The 17,203-nt window shown below is 72.0% G+C and carries 15 protein-coding genes; all 15 read right to left on the bottom strand.

Going from position 1 to position 17,203, the window contains the following annotated elements; all coding sequences use genetic code 11:
• Complete coding sequence (locus AB1K56_RS08760; RefSeq protein ID WP_094732978.1) at window positions 1-264, bottom strand: phosphoribosyl-ATP diphosphatase; 264 nt, start codon at window positions 262-264, stop codon at window positions 1-3.
• Window positions 265-548: 284 nt separating this feature from the next.
• On the bottom strand, window positions 549-1,262 hold the full coding sequence (rpe, locus tag AB1K56_RS08755; RefSeq protein ID WP_371205331.1) for a ribulose-phosphate 3-epimerase: 714 nt from the start codon (window positions 1,260-1,262) through the stop codon (window positions 549-551).
• Between the two features lie 82 nt (window positions 1,263-1,344).
• Window positions 1,345-2,715, bottom strand: coding sequence for an RsmB/NOP family class I SAM-dependent RNA methyltransferase (locus AB1K56_RS08750; protein WP_371205330.1), 1,371 nt, complete (start codon window positions 2,713-2,715; stop codon window positions 1,345-1,347).
• Entirely contained in the window at window positions 2,712-3,629 is a 918-nt protein-coding gene (gene fmt / locus AB1K56_RS08745) for a methionyl-tRNA formyltransferase (RefSeq protein ID WP_371205329.1), read from the bottom strand. The genes AB1K56_RS08750 and fmt overlap by 4 nt, the downstream gene beginning before the upstream one ends.
• A gap of 46 nt (window positions 3,630-3,675) precedes the next feature.
• The gene (locus tag AB1K56_RS08740) at window positions 3,676-5,658 is read right to left on the bottom strand and encodes a primosomal protein N' (RefSeq protein WP_371205328.1); all 1,983 of its coding nucleotides are present in this window, start codon (window positions 5,656-5,658) and stop codon (window positions 3,676-3,678) included.
• 106 nt (window positions 5,659-5,764) lie between these two features.
• Complete coding sequence (gene metK / locus AB1K56_RS08735; RefSeq protein ID WP_371205327.1) at window positions 5,765-6,958, bottom strand: methionine adenosyltransferase; 1,194 nt, start codon at window positions 6,956-6,958, stop codon at window positions 5,765-5,767.
• 93 nt (window positions 6,959-7,051) lie between these two features.
• The gene (gene rpoZ, locus AB1K56_RS08730) at window positions 7,052-7,306 is read right to left on the bottom strand and encodes a DNA-directed RNA polymerase subunit omega (RefSeq protein ID WP_055837405.1); all 255 of its coding nucleotides are present in this window, start codon (window positions 7,304-7,306) and stop codon (window positions 7,052-7,054) included.
• Window positions 7,307-7,508: 202 nt separating this feature from the next.
• The gene (gene gmk, locus AB1K56_RS08725) at window positions 7,509-8,414 is read right to left on the bottom strand and encodes a guanylate kinase (protein WP_371205326.1); all 906 of its coding nucleotides are present in this window, start codon (window positions 8,412-8,414) and stop codon (window positions 7,509-7,511) included.
• Window positions 8,407-9,267 carry an orotidine-5'-phosphate decarboxylase gene (gene pyrF / locus AB1K56_RS08720; protein ID WP_371205325.1) on the bottom strand — a complete coding sequence of 287 codons (861 nt, stop codon included), beginning with the start codon at window positions 9,265-9,267 and terminating at the stop codon, window positions 8,407-8,409. The genes gmk and pyrF overlap by 8 nt, the downstream gene beginning before the upstream one ends.
• Window positions 9,264-12,551, bottom strand: coding sequence for a carbamoyl-phosphate synthase large subunit (gene carB / locus AB1K56_RS08715; protein WP_371205324.1), 3,288 nt, complete (start codon window positions 12,549-12,551; stop codon window positions 9,264-9,266). The genes pyrF and carB overlap by 4 nt, the downstream gene beginning before the upstream one ends.
• Complete coding sequence (gene carA / locus AB1K56_RS08710; RefSeq protein WP_371205323.1) at window positions 12,544-13,716, bottom strand: glutamine-hydrolyzing carbamoyl-phosphate synthase small subunit; 1,173 nt, start codon at window positions 13,714-13,716, stop codon at window positions 12,544-12,546. The genes carB and carA overlap by 8 nt, the downstream gene beginning before the upstream one ends.
• Window positions 13,713-14,213 carry a hypothetical protein gene (locus AB1K56_RS08705; protein ID WP_371205322.1) on the bottom strand — a complete coding sequence of 167 codons (501 nt, stop codon included), beginning with the start codon at window positions 14,211-14,213 and terminating at the stop codon, window positions 13,713-13,715. Before AB1K56_RS08705 ends, carA begins: the two co-directional genes overlap by 4 nt.
• Window positions 14,210-15,532: a dihydroorotase gene (locus tag AB1K56_RS08700; protein ID WP_371205321.1), complete on the bottom strand. Its 1,323-nt coding sequence runs from the start codon at window positions 15,530-15,532 to the stop codon at window positions 14,210-14,212. The genes AB1K56_RS08705 and AB1K56_RS08700 overlap by 4 nt, the downstream gene beginning before the upstream one ends.
• On the bottom strand, window positions 15,529-16,497 hold the full coding sequence (locus AB1K56_RS08695; protein WP_371205320.1) for an aspartate carbamoyltransferase catalytic subunit: 969 nt from the start codon (window positions 16,495-16,497) through the stop codon (window positions 15,529-15,531). The genes AB1K56_RS08700 and AB1K56_RS08695 overlap by 4 nt, the downstream gene beginning before the upstream one ends.
• Window positions 16,494-17,024, bottom strand: coding sequence for a bifunctional pyr operon transcriptional regulator/uracil phosphoribosyltransferase PyrR (pyrR, locus tag AB1K56_RS08690; RefSeq protein WP_136585689.1), 531 nt, complete (start codon window positions 17,022-17,024; stop codon window positions 16,494-16,496). Before pyrR ends, AB1K56_RS08695 begins: the two co-directional genes overlap by 4 nt.
• Window positions 17,025-17,203 lie beyond the last annotated feature (179 nt).

Raw genomic sequence — 17,203 nt, 5'->3', positions numbered from 1 at the left:
TCAGAGATGTCGGTAGACGTCTTCGAGCGACAGGCCCTTCGCGAGCATGAGCGTCTGCAGGTGGTACAGCAGCTGCGAGATCTCCTCGGCCGCGGCCTCGTCGGACTCGTACTCGGCGGCCATCCACACCTCGGCGGCCTCTTCGACGATCTTCTTGCCGATGGCGTGCACGCCCGCGTCGAGCTGGGCCACGGTGCCGGACCCCTCGGGTCGCTCGACGGCCTTGGCGCTGAGTTCCGCGAACAGGTCGTCGAAGGTCTTCACCCCTCCAGGGTATCGGGTCGGCGGGGGTGGGGTCGTCCGCGGAGCGGCGCCGACGGTGTCCGGCCTCGAGGAACGCCGTTCCGTGCGGGAAATGCGGCGAGGCGGCGTTCCTGGGCAGGAACTCCGTTTATCGAGGAGAGTCCGACGGCGCGGGGGCTGTCGCGAGCTTCGCCGCTCCCACCCCGATAAACGCCGTTCCTCGCGAGACACGCGGCGACGCGGCGTGTCTCGGCACAAACGGCGTTTATCGAGCTCGCGGCGATGCCGTCAGTCGCGGCGGCGCATCAGTGGCGGTGGCGGGCGGCGGAGGCGCGCAGCGACTGGATCGCGCGATCGGGGTCGTCGGAGCCGAATACGGCGGATCCCGCGACGAACGTGTCGGCCCCGGCCTCGGCGGCCTGGGCGATGGTCGACTCGCCGATTCCGCCGTCGACCTGCAGCCAGACGCTCGAGCCGCGGCGCTTCGCCTCGTCGGCGAGGGCGCGCAGCTTCGGCATCGTCTCGGGCATGAACGACTGTCCGCCGAAGCCCGGCTCCACGGTCATGACGAGGATCTGGTCGAACTCGTTGAGCGAGTCGAAGAGGTTCTCGACGGGGGTCCCCGGCTTGACCGCGACGCCGGCGCGCGCGCCGATCGCGCGCAGCTGACGGGCGAGGGCGACGGGCGAGGCCGCGGCCTCGAGGTGGAAGGTGACGGATGCCGCGCCCAGCTCGGCGTACGCCGGAGCCCAGCGGTCGGGGTCGTCGATCATCAGGTGCACGTCCAGGGGCACGGGGCTCGTCTCCTGGATGCGACCCACCATCTGCGGTCCGAACGTGAGGTTCGGCACGAAATGGTTGTCCATCACGTCGACGTGGACGAAGTCGGCTCCCGCGATGCGGGCGAGCTCGGCCTCCATGTTCACGAAGTCGGCGGCCAGGATGCTCGGGTTGATGCGCGGGGCGTCGGTAGGCACCCGACCATTATGGGCGCGAGACCCCGCATGTGCCGGTTCCATCGCGTCCCGGGTCGGTGAGCGGCATCCGTGCTCGAAAATGCGTTGCGGGAGCGTTCAGGAGCACGGATGCCGCGCGGGCGCGTCAGCGCTTGCGCAGCAGGGCGATCGACATCGCATCCGTCCCGTGCCGGTGCGGCCACAGCTGGGCGCGGAGCGAGCCGTCGGCCTGGTCGGGCAGGTCGATGTCGTCCATCGCCACCTCCCGCACGACGGCGCGCGCATCGAGCTCCTCGACCGCGTCGCCGAGCGTGCGCGTCACCTCGGCGAGCACGCCGGAGGTCTCGGCCAGGTGCGGCGAGCACGTGACGTACGCCAGGATCCCGCCGGGAGCGAGCGCGTCGAACGCGGAGAGCACGAGCTCGCGCTGCAGCTCGGTCAGATCGGGCACGTCCGCCGGCGTCTTGCGCCAACGCGCCTCGGGTCGGCGGCGCAGCGCCCCGATCCCGGTGCACGGGGCGTCGACGAGGATGCGGTCGTACTCCCCCGCCGCGCGGGCCGCGCGCTCGCGCCCGTCCTCTTCGCTGACCTCGACCTCGAGGGGGACGGATGCCACGGCCTGGCGCACGAGTCCCGCTCGCGCGGGCGCGATCTCGTTGGCATCCAGTCGGGCGCCGTGGGCGAGGGCCTCCGCGGCCAGCAGCGCGGTCTTCCCGCCCGGTCCCGCGCACAGGTCGAGCCAGCGCTCCCCCGCGCGCACCGGGACGGCCCGGCTGAGAGCGAGGGCGGCGAGCTGCGAGCCCTCGTCCTGCACGCGGACGCGCCCGCCCGTTTCGCGGATGAGGTGCTCGGGGTCGCCCCCGCGCGTGGTGAACGCCGTCGGCGCGAAGCGCGCGGGAGTGGCGTCGTCGGGGACCTCCGCCAGCCCGGGCAGGGCGATCATCGCGACCCGCGGGGCGACGTTGTCGGCCTCGAGCAGACCGGGCAGCTCGTCGGCGCGTCCCTCCGCGGTCAGGGCGCGGCGCAGAGCCCGCACGATCCACACCGGGTGCGAGGTCGTGAGGCCGATGCGCTCGTCGTCGCTGCGCGCCGCCGCGGCGATGCGCTCCATCCAGTGACCCGGGTTGTCGCGCGAGACGCGGCGCAGGACGGCGTTGGCGAAGCCGGCGGCTCCGCGCCCGCCGCCGTGACGTCGGGCGAGCTCGACCGACTCGTTGACCGCCGCGTGCGAGGCCACGCGCGTGGAGAGCAGCTGGTGTACGCCCAGGCGCAGCGCGTCGAGGACCGCGGGGTCGATCCGGTCGACCGTGCGGTCGGCGGCGATCGCGATGATCGCGTCGTACGTGCCTCGGCGGCGGAGCGTGCCGTAGGTCAGCTCCGTCGCGAGGCCCGCGTCCTTGGCATCCAGGCCCTGTCGCGAGATCGCGTGCGGCAGCAGCAGATTCGCGTACGCCTCGTCTCCCGAGACGGCACGCAGCACCTCGTAGGCGGCCGCCCGGGCTCCCTGCACGCTCATGCGCCGAGCACCGGCTGGTCGACGCGCAGGCCGCGCAGCCAGTCGCCCGCGTTCATCGCGCCCTTGCCCGCGGGCTGCACGCTGTCGAGGCGCAGCGGAGCGGTGCCGGTGCCGACGAGGACCTCTTTGCCGGATGCCACCACCCGACCGGGCGGGATCGGCGGCGCGTCCGACGCCGAGGCGCGCAGCACCTTGAACCGCGCGCCCTCGAAAAGCGTGTGGGCGCCGGGCTCGGGGGTGACGCCCGCGATCTGGTGCAGCAGCGCCGCCGCATCGCGGGTGAGGTCGAGCGCCCCGTCGTCGAGGGTGAGCTTCGGGGCGAGGGTGGGCTCCCCGACCTGCGGGACGGCGACGGCGGTGCCGTCCGCGATCGTGTCGACGACGCGGGCGAGCAGTGGCGCGCCGATCTCGGCGAGGGCGTCGAGCACGTCGGCCGAGGTCGCCCCCGTCGGGACCTCGTAGCGCTCCTCGGCGAAGACGTCTCCCGCGTCGAGGGCGGCGACGAGCTGGAAGACGCTCGCTCCCGTCACGGGGTCGCCAGCCATCAGGGCGCGCTGCACCGGGGCGGCGCCCCGCCACCGCGGCAGCAGCGAGAAGTGCAGATTGATCCAGCCGTGCGCGGGCGTCGACAGCAGCGGCTCGCGCACGAGACCGCCGTACGCCACGATCACGCCGAGCTCGGGCTCGAGGGCGGCGATGCGCGCGGTCGCGTCGGCGTCGAGGCGGTCGGTCTTGACGACGGGCAGGCCGAGCTCGTCGGCGGCCTGCGCGACCGGCGAGGGGGTGAGGACGCGCTTGCGTCCGAGCGGGGCGTCGGTGCGGGTGACGACCGCGGCGACGTCGTGCGGGCCGGATGCCAGGGCACGCAGCGACGGGACGGCGACGGCGGGGGTGCCGGCGAAGACGAGGCGCATGGGTCTCCTCAGACTCTCGAGAGCGGGCGGACGGGTGCGGGCGCGCTCAGAGGTCGGGCTCGGGGATGTCGAGGCGGACTCTGAGCGTACTGCGCGGGCGCGGACCTCGATCCTTGCGGGGCTTGCGCGCGCGGAGGGCGTCGGCGATCACGCCGGCCCGCAGGGCCTCGGCGACGGCACGCCCGTGGGCGTAGTCGAAACGCACGAGCGCGCGGGCCGTCGAGGTGTCGGGGTCGGTCGAGGTGTCGACGGGACCGAGCACCGCGAGGGCGTCGAGATCGGGAACCGTCTCGCGCAGGGAGGCCAGGAGGGTGTCGACGCTCCGGGCGTGTCCGTCGACGCTCGCGACGCGCACGGCGGGCGGCATCCGCAGGGGGACGCGGTCGGAGAGCTCCGCGCGCGCGTACGCGGGCTGGGTCCAGGTCGCGAGCGCTCGCGCGACGGGTCCCGCGACGCCGACCAGGTGCACCGGGGCGCCGGGGGCGGCCAGGGCGGCTGCATTCGACCACCACCGCAGGCAGTGCTCGCCGATGCGCAGGGCCTCGTTCTGCAGCATGCGATCGCCGTCGAGGAGGATGACCGCGCGATAGCCCCCGCGAGCGAGAGGCTCGGCTCCGCGCGTGGCGATGACGAGGGCCGGTGCGGCGTCGACCTCGGCCACGGGATGCGCGCCGTCGGCCACGATCACCCGGGTGTTCGGGAAGGCGCGGCCCAGCTCGTCGGCGGTGCGCTCGCTTCCGGAGGAGGCCATGCGCAGCTTCGCCGACCCGCAGTGCCCGCACGTCCACGCGTGCGCGCTGCGTCCGCACCAGGCGCACACCGGCGTGACGCCCGGACGGGCGGCCCGCAGCGGACCGGCGCAGTGCGCGCACCGCGCGGGGCGCCGGCAGTCGGCGCACACGAGGGATGGCGCGTACCCCGGCCGGGCGACCTGAACGAGCACGGGACCGTGCTGCAGCGCCTCGCGCGCGGCGGCGAAGGCCGACGACGGCACGCGCGACTGGCGCTGCTCGCCCTCCCGCGTCGCGCTGAGCACGACGCGCGGACTGGGACGCCGAGCCTGAGGGGCCTCGCGCACGTAGCCGACGTCGACGAGACGCTGCACGTCGGTCGTGCGCGTGTGCCCCGCGAAGACGAGGGCGGAATGTTCGAGCTCCTGGCGTACGAGGGCGGCATCGCGCGCGTGCACCCCCGGCGACAGGGGTTCGGCGAGGAGGGAGTCGCCGTCGTCCCACAGGGCGACCAGGCCCGTGTCGTGTGCCGGGGCGTACACGGCCGAGCGTCGACCGACCACGATGCACGGAACGGGGGCGAGGGTGCGCAGGTACTGCGCGTAGCGCGCGGGGCCGGACTGGTCGGCGTCGTCGCGCACGATGGCGTCGGCCGGCACGAGCTCGGTCAGGGCCGCCAGCAGCTGCGCCTGATCGCGGTAGTCGGGGACGACCAGCACGGCGCTCCGGCCCCGGGCGAGCGTGCGGGTGGCGGCCGCGGCCAGCAGATCGGCCCAGGCGCCGCGCGGCAGCTCGGGATGCGGATGCGGCGGCGCGTCGACCGCGAGGCGCTCCCCCGCGTCGATCGCCGCGGCGAGGCCGGGGTAGGCGCCGAGCACGGCGTCGGCGTGCGCGCGGGCGGCGGGCACGACGTCGGGCGTCTCGGGAGCGGGGGCCGCCGCCCACGCCTTCTCGGCGCGCACCATGCGCTTGGGGACGGCGAGACGCAGCACGTCGCTGACCGAGCCCGCTGCGCGGTCGGCCACGCGCCGCGCGAGCGTGTAGAGCGAGGCGGGCAGCACGGGCGTCGTGGACACCACCGCCTCGACCGACGACAGGGGGCGTTCCGTGCCGTCGTCGGCGACGACCTCGACGACGAACGCCTCCATCATGCGACCCGCCGATCGCAGCGGGACCTTCACCCGCACGCCCGGGGCGACCTCGGCGACGAGGGGGTGCGGGACGGCGTAGTCGAAGAGGCGGTCGAGCTGGGGAACGGGCGATTCGAGCTGCACTCGCGCGACGCGGCGCTCGCTCACGAGGGAGCGCCCTGAAGGCGCGCGCGCGTCGTCGAGAGGACGTCGCCGCTCGCGCCGTCCCCGCACGCGAACCCGACGCGCGCGGGGTGCTGTCCCCCGCGCACCGTCAGAGTCCGGCGGCCGCGCGCAGCTCGTCGACGCGGTCGGTGCGCTCCCACGTGAAGTCGGGCAGCTCGCGCCCGAAGTGGCCGTAGGTCGCCGTCTGCGCGTAGATCGGGCGCAGCAGGTCGAGCTGCTCGACGATCGCGGCGGGACGCAGGTCGAACACCTCGCGGATCGCGCGCACGATGACGTCGTCGGCGACGTGCGCCGTGCCGAAGGACTCCACGTACAGGCCGACGGGGTTCGCCTTGCCGATCGCGTAGGCCACCTGCACCTCGAGGCGGTCGGCCAGGCCCGCGGCGACCGCGTTCTTGGCGACCCAGCGCATGGCGTACGCGGCGGAGCGGTCGACCTTGGACGGGTCCTTTCCGCTGAACGCGCCGCCGCCGTGGCGCGAGGCCCCGCCGTAGGTGTCGATGATGATCTTGCGGCCGGTCAGGCCGGCATCGCCCTTGGGGCCGCCGATGACGAAGGGCCCGGCCGGGTTGATGTAGTACTTCACCTCGGGCAGGTCGAGCCCGGTCTCGGCGAGGACGGGATCGATCACCGCGGCCTGCACCTCGGCGCGCAGGTCTTCCTGCGAGATGTCGGGGTGGTGCTGAGTCGACAGTACGACCGAATCGACGCTGCGCGGAACGAGTCCGTCGTAGCCGAGGGTCACCTGCGTCTTGCCGTCGGGGCGGAGGAACGGCAGCGAGCCGTCTTTGCGGACGGATGCCAACCGCTCGGCGATGCGGTGGGCGGTCCAGGCCGCCATCGGCATGAGCTGGGGGGTCTCGTTGGTGGCGAAACCGAACATGATGCCCTGGTCGCCGGCGCCCTGCAGGTCGCGCGGGTCGACGGAACCGCGCTCGCGCTGCTCGAAGGCCTTGTTCACGCCCGCCGCGATGTCGGACGACTGCGCGCCGATCGACACGCTGACGCCGCACGACTCGCCGTCGAACCCGGTGTCGCTCGAGGTGTACCCGATGCGGTTCACGACGTCGCGCACGATTGCGGGGATCTCGACGTACGCGCTGGTCGACACCTCGCCGGCGACGTGCACGAGTCCCGTCGTCACGAGGGTCTCGACGGCCACGCGGCCGGTGGGGTCGTCGGTGAGGATCGCGTCGAGGATGCTGTCGGAGATCTGGTCGCAGATCTTGTCGGGGTGTCCTTCGGTGACGGACTCGGACGTGAACAGGCGCAGGTCGGTCAAGGCGACTCCGGAGGGCTGAAGGGGCGGGGACGGGCACAAGTATGCCCCGGGCGGCGCGTGGCCGCCCGGGGCATCGTCACATCTGTGAACAGATCACTCGGCGGCGCGAAGGCGCAGCTTGTCCTCGTGGATCTCGTGCAGAGCGATGGTGAGCGGCTTGTCTTCGACGGTGGAGTCGACGAGCGGGCCGACGTTGTCGAAGAGGTTGCCCTCGTGAAGGTCGGAGTAGTAGTCGTTGATCTGACGCGCACGCTTGGACGCGTAGATGACGAGCTGGTACTTCGAGTCGACCTTGTCGAGCAGAGCGTCGATGGGCGGGTCGATGATGCCCTTGTCACGTCCGGCCATGGGGAACCTCCTGGTTCGGCGGATGGGGTGGATGCGGCGCTGGAGCGCCGAAGCATCCTCTTATTCTAGCCGACGCCCGCTCGGCCTGTGCCGAGGGGTATCGGGTGGGTCGTGCGCGCGGGTTCGGGGCGGATGACGACGCTCGGGGCGTACCTTTCACGCGCCACGCGAAGCATCCCGCTCCGAACACGGAAGGCCCGGCTCAGTGCTGCGCGGCGGCGAGAGCCACGACCTGGGCGGCGGCGTGCGCCACCTCGTCGTTGACCACGCGGTAGTCGAACTCGTTCTGGGCGGCGAGCTCCACGCGGGCCGTGCGCAGGCGTCGCGCGCGCTCCTCGGCATCCTCGGTCCCCCGGCCGACCAGGCGCTGGACGAGCTCGTCCCAGCTGGGCGGGAGGAGGAAGACGAGGGTCGCCGACGCGTCGGCCGCGCGCACCTGGCGGGCACCCTGGATGTCGATCTCGAGCAGCGCCGTGCCGCCCTCGGCGAGCACGCGCTCGATGGGCGCGCGCGGCGTGCCGTAGCGGTTCTTGTTGTGCACGACGGCCCACTCGAGCAGCTCCCCCGTCGCGACGAGTCGGTCGAACTCGGCGTCGTCGACGAAGAAGTAGTGCTCACCCTCGACCTCGCCCGGGCGCGGCGCGCGGGTGGTCGCCGAGACGGAGAGGTGGATCTCGGGGTAGTTCTCCTTGATGTGCGCGGCGACCGTGCCCTTGCCGACCGCCGTGGGACCGGCCAGCACGATCAGGCGGCTGCGGCCCTCCCGCGGGCCCGGCTCGGGCCATCGGGAGTCGAGGAAGTCGCGCAGGGCGTCGCGCTGACGCGAGCCCAGACCGCCGAGGCGCTTGACCGGAGAGATCGCCAGGGAAGCGAGGATGCGGTCGCGCTTGCTCTCGCCGATCGCGGGGATCGCCGTGAGGAACTCGGTCACGCGCATCGCCCCGGCCGCCGACAGCGGGTCGGCGAGACCGCGCCGCAGCAGCTCCTGCGGAGAGATGACGCGGGTCGACACGTCGCGCTTGAGCGCGGCGCGCTCGCGACGGGCCTCGACGGCGCGGCGCGAGGCGGCGGCGCGATCGACCTCGGGCGGACGACGGGTTTCAGCCATGCAGGGACTCCCGATAGAGCGCGGCGCGCTCGTCGATGCGGGCGGCGAGGCGGTCGGGTCCGACCGCGAGGATGCTGCGGCTCTCGTTCGCGACGACCGCCGAGGCGACGTAGCCGAACAGGCGGCCGAGGTCGGCCGGCGCGGCCCCCTGCGCGCCGAAGCCGGGTGCGAGGATCGGCATGCCGGCCAGCGCCACGTCGCCGAGCCCGAAGGCCGCGCGATCGACCGTGGCGCCGACGACGACCCCCACGGGGCCCAGGGCCCCGGGAGCGCCGATGTTCGCCTGGTTGACGTCGTGCGCCACGCGGGCGGCGACGTGCTCGTGATCGCCCACGGCGAGGGCGTCGTCGACGATCGCGCTCTGCAGCGCGCGCGCTTCCGGGTTGCTCGTCGCCGTGAGCACGAACGCGCCCTTGCCGTGGCGGACCGCGAGCGACAGCGTGTCGCTCAGCGAGTCGGCACCCATGTAGGGCGACAGGGTCACGGCATCCGCCTCGAGAGGAGAACCGGGCTCGAGCCACGCGTGGGCGTAACCCTCCATCGTGGTGCCGATGTCTCCGCGCTTGGCGTCGGCGATCACCAGCAGGCCGGCGTCGCGAGCGGCGGCCATCACGTCCTCGAGAGCGGCGAAGCCGCGCGAGCCGTACCGCTCGAAGAACGCCACCTGCGGCTTGACCACACCGACGCGGCCGCGGGCCGCCTCAACCGTGCGCAGGCCGAACTCCCGCGCGCCCTCGGCCGTGGCATCCAGCCCCCACGCCGACAACAGGGCGGCGTGGGGGTCGATGCCGACGCACAGGGCGCCGTGCAGGTCGAGGGCGGCGGACAGGCGCTGACCGAAGGTGTCGCTCACAAGCGTCCCGCGCGGTCGGTGGCGTGCTCCTGGAGGCTGCGCACCGCGAAGCCGTCCTTCATGGCGCCCAGCGCGCTGACCGCGGCGCCGAGGACGGCCATCGTGGTGAACAGCGCCTTGTCGGCGGCGACCGCGGCGGCGCGGATCTCGTAACCGTCGGCACGAGCCGTGCCGCCCGAGGGCGTGTTGACGATCATGTCGATCTCGCCGGCGTTGATCAGGTCGACCACGTTCTGCTGGCCGGAGCCCTGCGTCTCGGAGTACTTCTCGACGACCTTCACCCGGATGCCGTTGCGCGCGAGGATCTCGGCGGTGCCCTCGGTCGCGAGCAGCGAGAAACCAAGCTCCTGCAGGCGGTGGGCAGGCAGGATCACGGCGCGCTTGTCGGCGTCGGCGACCGAGATGAACACGGTGCCCGAGGTCGGCATCCCGCCGTACGCGGCCTCCTGCGACTTCGCGAACGCGGTCGGGAAGTCGCGGTCGAGGCCCATGACCTCGCCGGTCGAGCGCATCTCGGGTCCGAGGACGCTGTCGACCGTGTGACCGTCGGCGGTGCGGAACCGCTTGAACGGCAGCACGGCCTCCTTGACGGCGACGGGCGCGTCGAGCGGCACGCGGGACCCGTCCTGCGCGGGCAGCAGTCCCTCGGCGATCAGCTCGGCGATCGAGCTTCCGGCCATGATGCGGCTGGCGGCCTTCGCGAGCGGGATGCCGAGGGCCTTCGACACGAACGGAACCGTGCGGCTCGCGCGGGGGTTCGCCTCGATGACGTACAGCACGCCGGCGGAGATCGCGAACTGCACGTTCAGCAGACCCCGGACGCCGACGCCCTTCGCGATCGCGAGGGTCGCCTCACGGACGCGGTCGACCTCGGTGCGGCCGAGCGAGACCGGCGGCAGGGTGCAGGACGAGTCGCCGGAGTGGATGCCGGCCTCCTCGAGGTGCTCCATGACGCCGCCGATGTACAGGTCGGTGCCGTCGTACAGCGCGTCGACGTCGAGCTCGATCGCATCGTCGAGGAAGCGGTCCACCAGGAGCGGCAGGCCGGGGCCGATGATCGCCTGGTCGGCCACGCGCACGAAGTAGTCGCGCAGCGCCTCGGTCGAGTAGACGATCTCCATGCCGCGACCGCCGAGCACGAAGCTCGGGCGCACGAGCACCGGGTAGCCGATCTCCTCGGCGACCTGAACGGCACCCTCGACGTCGATCGCGGTGCCGTTGCGGGGCGCGACGAGTCCGGCGTCGTCGAGCAGGCGCGAGAACAGCTCGCGCTCCTCGGCGAGGTCGATCGCCTCGGGGCTCGTGCCGAGGATGGTGTAGCCGGCGGCCTCGATCCCCTTGGCCAGGCCCAGGGGCGTCTGTCCGCCGAGCTGGCAGACCACGCCGAGGATCGTGCCCGACTGCGACTCCGCGTGCAGCACCTCGAGCACGTCCTCGAGCGTCAGCGGCTCGAAGTACAGGCGGTCGCTCGTGTCGTAGTCGGTGGACACGGTCTCGGGGTTGCAGTTGACCATCACGGTCTCGTACCCGGCATCCGACAGCGCGAACGACGCGTGCACGCACGAGTAGTCGAACTCGACGCCCTGGCCGATGCGGTTCGGGCCCGAGCCGATGATGACGACCTTCGTGCGGTCGGAGGGGGTGACCTCGGTCTCGGCGTCGTACGACGAGTAGTGGTACGGCGTCAGGGCCGGGAATTCCCCCGCGCACGTGTCGACCGTCTTGTAGACCGGGCGCACGTCGAGCGCGTAACGCGACTCGCGCACCTCGGCCTCGCCGAGACCTCGGATCTCGGCGATCTGGGCGTCGCTGAAGCCGTGCTCCTTCGCGACGCGGAGGGTGTCGGCATCCAGCTCGTCGGCCTGCGCGATGAACTCGGCGACCTCGTTGATCAGCACCATCTGGTCGATGAACCACGGGTCGATCGCCGTCGCGTCGAACGCCTGCTCGGCCGTGGCGCCCTTGCGCAGCGCCTGCTGCAGCACGACGATGCGACCGTCGGTCGGGGTCTTCGCGATCTCGAGCAGTTCCTCCACCGAGCGCGACTCCTCGCCCCAGTGGAAGCTCGATCCGCGCTTCTCGAGCGAGCGCAGCGCCTTCTGCAGGGCGGTGGTGTAGTTGCGGCCGATCGCCATCGCCTCGCCCACCGATTTCATGGTGGTGGTGAGGGTGGTGTCGGCGGCGGGGAACTTCTCGAAGTTGAACCGCGGCACCTTGACCACGACGTAGTCGAGCGTGGGCTCGAAGCTCGCCGGGGTGACCTTGGTGATGTCGTTCGGGATCTCGTCGAGGCGGTAGCCGATCGCGAGCTTCGCGGCGATCTTGGCGATCGGGAAGCCCGTCGCCTTCGACGCCAGCGCGCTCGAGCGCGAGACGCGCGGGTTCATCTCGATGACGATGATGCGGCCGGTCTTCGGGTCGACGGCGAACTGGATGTTGCAGCCACCGGTGTCCACGCCCACGGCGCGGATGATGTCGATGCCGATGTCGCGCAGCCGCTGGTACTCGCGGTCGGTCAGCGTGAGCGCGGGCGCCACCGTGATCGAGTCGCCGGTGTGCACGCCGACGGGGTCGACGTTCTCGATCGAGCAGACGACCACCGTGTTGTCGGCGGTGTCGCGCATGAGCTCGAGCTCGTACTCCTTCCACCCGAGGATCGACTCCTCAAGCAGCACCTCGTTGGTGGGCGAGTCGTGCAGGCCCGCGCCGCCGATGCGGCGGAGGTCGGCCTCGTCGTACGCGAAGCCCGAGCCGAGGCCCCCCATCGTGAAGCTCGGCCGGACGACCAGCGGGTAGCCGAGCTTCTCGGCGCCGGCGAGGAGTTCGTCCATCGAGTGGCAGATGACGGATGCCGCGACGTCGGCGCCCGCCTCGATGACGAGCTCCTTGAAGATCTGGCGGTCCTCGCCGCGATTGATCGCGTCGAAGTCGGCGCCGATGAGCTCGACGTCGTACTTCTCCAGGATGCCGCGCTTGTGCAGCTGGATCGCCGCGTTCAGCGCCGTCTGCCCACCGAGCGTGGGGAGCACGGCATCCGGCTTCTCCTTCGCGATGATCGACTCGATCACCTCGGGGGTGATGGGCTCGATGTAGGTCGCGTCGGCGAAGTCGGGGTCGGTCATGATCGTCGCCGGGTTGGAGTTGACGAGGATGACGCGCACCCCCTCTTCGCGCAGGACGCGGCACGCCTGGGTGCCGGAGTAGTCGAACTCGCAGGCCTGACCGATGACGATCGGGCCGGAGCCGATGACGAGGACGGAGTGGATGTCGTCGCGCTTAGGCATTCTTCTTCGTCTCCTGGGTCGCGAGAACCATCTCGCGGAAGCGGTCGAACAGGTAGTTGGCGTCGTGCGGGCCGGAGGCGGCCTCGGGGTGGTACTGCACGCTGAACGCGGGGATGTCGAGGGCGCGCAGGCCCTCCACGACGTTGTCGTTGAGGCCGATGTGGCTGACCTCGACGCGTCCGAAGCCGGCGGGGCTGTCGACGATCTCATCGAGCGGCGCCTCGACGGCGAAGCCGTGGTTCTGCGAGGTGATCTCTACGCGTCCGGTGGTCTTGTCGAGCACGGGCTGATTGATGCCGCGGTGGCCGAACGGCAGCTTGTAGGTGCCGAAGCCGAGCGCACGGCCGAGCAGCTGATTGCCGAAGCAGATGCCGAAGAAGGGCAGGCCGTCTCCCAGCACCGCGCGCAGCAGTTCGACGTGCTGATCGGATGCCGCGGGGTCACCCGGACCGTTGGAGTAGAACGCCGCGACCGGTTTGATCGCGCGGATCTCCTCGATCGTCGCCGACTGCGGGAAGACGTGCACGTCGAAGCCGCGCGCCGCGAGGTTGGTGATCGTCGAGGTCTTCACGCCCAGGTCGAGCACCGCGAGGTTGCCGATGCGCTCGCTCGTCGCGGGGGTGACCTCGACCTCGCTGACCGAGACCTCGGCCGACAGGTTGCGGCCCGCCATGCCCGGCGCCTCGCGCACGTGGCGCAGCTGCTCGTCGGCGTCGAGGTTCGCGGCCTCGCCCGAGAAGACGCCGCCGCGCATGCTGCCCTCGGAGCGGATGCGGCGGGTGACGGCGCGGGTGTCGATGCCGGAGATGCCGACGATGCCGTCCTCGACGAGCGCCTCGTCGAGCGAGCGGTTCGCTCGCCAGTTCGACACCATGCGCGAGGGGTCGCGCACGACGTAGCCGGCGACCCAGATGCGACGCGACTCGGGGTCTTCGTCGTTCACACCGGTGTTGCCGATGTGCGGCGCGGTCTGCAGCACGATCTGGCCCGCGTACGAGGGGTCGGTGATCGTCTCCTGGTAGCCGGTCATGCCGGTGGCGAAGACGACCTCGCCGAGGGTCTCGCCGCGAGCGCCGTAGGCGCGACCGGTGTAGCGGGTGCCGTCTTCGAGCACGAGGACGGCGGGTTCCCGCGCGGAGAGCGCGGAGGGGATCAGGGAGGTCATGAGTCGCTTCCTGTCGAGGTGAGGGGGCGGATGGCGTCGGCCAGGGCTTTGGCCGAGGCCTCCTGAGGACGGAGGTAGGTGTCGACGACCGTGTCGTCGTCGAGGCGCCACGTGACGCGCGCGAGGCCGTCGCGCTCGACCACGCGGTCGATCGCGACGGTGGCCTGAGCGGCATCGACGAGGCGGTCGCGGGTGAGCGCGATGCGGGGCTGGCCCGGGAGGTCGAGGGCGACGCCGGCGGTGGTGACCGTGACGTCGACCCGGGAGCGGAAGCCCAGACCCTTCAGGGCGAGACGCTCGAGCGGCTCATCGTGACGGGTCGTGGCGACGTAGAGCCCCGAGAACACCGCCGTCTCGACGGCGTCCGCGGGCAGCTCCCCCACCGGGACGGAGTAGCGCGCATCGCGCCGCGTTCGTCGCACCCACGCCCACGCGAGCACGGCCAGCAGCACGACGGCCACGCCGATCATGACGACGAGGGCGCCTTCTCTGCTCACGCGAGCACTCCCGGAGCGTCGAGGACCGACCCGTCGACGACGGTGGGGATGCCGGCGCGCACGGTCCAGCGCACCTCGCCGGGCAGCTCCCGACCCAGGTACGGCGAGTTCGTGCTGCGCCCCCGCAGGTCGTCGAGACCGAACGTGCGCTGCGGACGCGGGTCGTAGAGCGTGAAGGTCGCGGGCTGTCCCGCGGCCACCGGCGTGCCGTGTCCGTCGAGGCGGCCGATGCGCGCGGGGGTCGCCGACATCACGCGGGCGATATCGGACCAGTCGAGCAGCCCCGTCTCGACCATGGCGTGGTGCACGACGCGCAGCGCGCTCTCGAGCCCCACCATGCCGTTCGCCGCGGCGGCCCACTCGCAGGCTTTCGCCTCGGTCGGGTGCGGGGCGTGGTCGGTGGCGACGATGTCGATCGTGCCGTCGGCGAGGCCCTCGCGCACGGCCATCACGTCTTCTTCGCGACGCAGCGGCGGGTTGACCTTGAAGCGGGCGTCGTAGTCGCGCACGAGCTCGTCGGTCAGCAGCAGGTGGTGCGGGGTGACCTCGGCTGTGACGTTGACGCCGCGCTTCTTGGCCCAGCGGATGATGTCGACCGAACCGGCGGTGCTCAGGTGGCACACGTGCAGGCGCGACCCCACGTGCTCGGCCAGCAGCACGTCGCGCGCGATGATCGACTCCTCGGCGACGGCCGGCCAGCCGGTCAGGCCCAGCTCGGCCGAGACGGCGCCCTCGTTCATCTGCGCGCCCTCGGTGAGGCGCGGGTCCTGCGCGTGCTGCGCGATGACGCCGTCGAAGGCCTTCACGTACTCGAGTGCCCGCCGCATGATCAGCGGGTCGAACACGCAGAAGCCGTCGTCGCTGAAGACGCGCACGCGGGCGCGGGAGTCGGCCATCGCCCCGAGCTCGGCGAGCCGCTCGCCCTTCTGCCCGACCGTGACGGCTCCGATCGGCTGCACGTGCACGTAGCCCGCCGCCTCGCCCAGCGCGAGCTCCTGCTCGACCACGCCGGCGGTGTCGGCGACGGGCGAGGTGTTCGGCATCGCGAAGACGGTGGTGAAGCCGCCCGCCGCGGCGGCGCGCGAGCCGGTGAGGATCGTCTCGGATGCCTCGTATCCGGGCTCGCGCAGGTGCACGTGCAGGTCGACCAGGCCCGGAAGGGCGATCAGCCCGTCGGCGTCGACGACGGTTGCGCCGGCGTGAGACAGGCCCGACCCGGCCTCGGCGATGACGCCGTCGCGGACGAGGAGGTCGGTGGCATCCCGGCCCTCGACGCGCGCGCCGCGCACCAGAAGGGTCTGGAGGGTGGCGTCGCTCATCGGAGGTCCTCTCTCTCGCTGTCGGGCCGCTCGCCCGCCAGCAGCAGGTACAGCACGGCCATCCGCACGGAGACGCCGTTCGTGACCTGCTCGAGCACCGTCGAGCGCGGGGAATCGGCGGCTTCGGCGGAGATCTCCAGGCCCCGGTTCATCGGACCGGGGTGTAGAACGATGCTACCGCCCGGCAGGGCCTGCGAACGCCGCGCGTCGAGGCCGTACCGGCGGGAATACTCCCGCTCAGTGGGGAAATACGCGGCCGACATGCGCTCGAGCTGGATGCGGAGCATCATGAGCGCGTCGGGTCCGGTCGCGATCGCGTGGTCGAGGTCGTAGTCCACCTCGACCGGCCAGCCGCTGACGTCCTGCGGGACGAGGGTGGGCGGGGCGACCAGGGTGACGTGCGCCCCGAGCGCGTGCAGCAGCCACACGTTCGAGCGCGCGACGCGCGAGTGCAGCACGTCGCCGACGATCGTCACCCGGATGTCGTCGAGGTCGCGCCCGCGGCTGGCGTCGCCGTGCAGGCGCTTGCGGATCGTGAAGGCGTCGAGCAGGGCCTGCGTGGGGTGCTCGTGCGTGCCGTCGCCGGCGTTGACCACGCCCGCGCTGATCCAGCCGCTGGTGGCGAGGGTGCGCGGGGCGCCGGACGCGCCGTGGCGGATGACCACGGCATCCGCGCCCATCGCCTGGAGCGTCTGCGCGGTGTCCTGCAGCGACTCGCCCTTGCTGACGCTCGAGCCCTTCGCCGAGAAGTTGATGACATCGGCGCTCAGGCGCTTCGCAGCGGCCTCGAACGAGATGCGCGTGCGCGTGGAGTCCTCGAAGAAGAGGTTGACGACCGTTTTGCCGCGCAACGTCGGGAGCTTCTTGACCTCGCGACGCTGGGTGTCGGCCATGTCCTCGGCGACGTCGAGGATCTCGAGGGCCTCGGCGCGCGAGAGGTGCTGGGTGTCGAGGAGGTGCCTCATGACTCGATCGTCACCTCCTCGACGCCGTCGATCTCGGCGAGGCGCACGTTGACGCGCTCGTCGCGCGCGCTGGGGAGGTTCTTGCCCACGAAGTCGGGGCGGATCGGCAGCTCGCGGTGACCGCGGTCGATCAGTGTCGCCAGGCGGACGGCCGCGGGGCGCCCGATGTCCTGCAGGGCGTCGAGGGCGGCGCGGATGCTGCGACCCGAGAACAGCACGTCGTCAATGAGCACGACGGTCTTGCCGTCGATGCCGCCGGCGGGGATCTCGGTGCGGCGCGGGGCCCGGGTGGGGTTGCGGTGCAGATCGTCGCGGTACATCGTCACGTCGAGGGACCCGACCGGGACTTGTGCGCCGCCGAACTCGCTGATCATCGGGGCGATCCGATTCGCGAGCGTGACGCCGCGAGTCGGGATGCCGAGGAGGACGAGTCCTTCCGGTCCCTTGTTGGACTCCAGGATCTCGTGCGAGATGCGCGTCAAAGCGCGGGCGATATCGGCATCGTGCATGACGGTGCGCGTATTCATCCGCCGCTCCCTTCTCCGCCTCACGGGACGGGGTTAAAGGTTGCTGTGGTTCTCCGTCGAGTCTAGCGGGTGGGGCGGGGTGAATTCTGGGCGACGGCGGATGGTGTCGTGCTCCGCCGCTGGCGGGGGGATGGGATCATTCGTACATTCGTTCTATGAACGGATCCCGGAGGAGTGCT

The organism is Microbacterium sp. BWR-S6Y (genome assembly GCF_041379845.1).
Lineage (GTDB): Bacteria > Actinomycetota > Actinomycetes > Actinomycetales > Microbacteriaceae > Microbacterium > Microbacterium hydrothermale.
This window is presented reverse-complemented; position numbering and strand designations above follow the sequence as displayed.

Bases quoted from the DNA above. Each gene is read 5' to 3' on its own strand.
- AB1K56_RS08750 (WP_371205330.1), bottom strand. From the start codon at position 2,715: ATGAGCGTGCAGGGAGCCCGGGCGGCCGCCTACGAGGTGCTGCGTGCC.
- rpoZ (WP_055837405.1), bottom strand. From the start codon at position 7,306: ATGGCCGGACGTGACAAGGGCATCATCGACCCGCCCATCGACGCTCTG.
- carB (WP_371205324.1), bottom strand. From the start codon at position 12,551: ATGCCTAAGCGCGACGACATCCACTCCGTCCTCGTCATCGGCTCCGGC.
- AB1K56_RS08695 (WP_371205320.1), bottom strand. From the start codon at position 16,497: ATGAGGCACCTCCTCGACACCCAGCACCTCTCGCGCGCCGAGGCCCTC.
- AB1K56_RS08700 (WP_371205321.1), bottom strand. From the start codon at position 15,532: ATGAGCGACGCCACCCTCCAGACCCTTCTGGTGCGCGGCGCGCGCGTC.
- gmk (WP_371205326.1), bottom strand. From the start codon at position 8,414: ATGGCTGAAACCCGTCGTCCGCCCGAGGTCGATCGCGCCGCCGCCTCG.
- carA (WP_371205323.1), bottom strand. From the start codon at position 13,716: ATGACCTCCCTGATCCCCTCCGCGCTCTCCGCGCGGGAACCCGCCGTC.
- pyrR (WP_136585689.1), bottom strand. From the start codon at position 17,024: ATGAATACGCGCACCGTCATGCACGATGCCGATATCGCCCGCGCTTTG.
- rpe (WP_371205331.1), bottom strand. From the start codon at position 1,262: ATGGAACCGGCACATGCGGGGTCTCGCGCCCATAATGGTCGGGTGCCT.
- fmt (WP_371205329.1), bottom strand. From the start codon at position 3,629: ATGCGCCTCGTCTTCGCCGGCACCCCCGCCGTCGCCGTCCCGTCGCTG.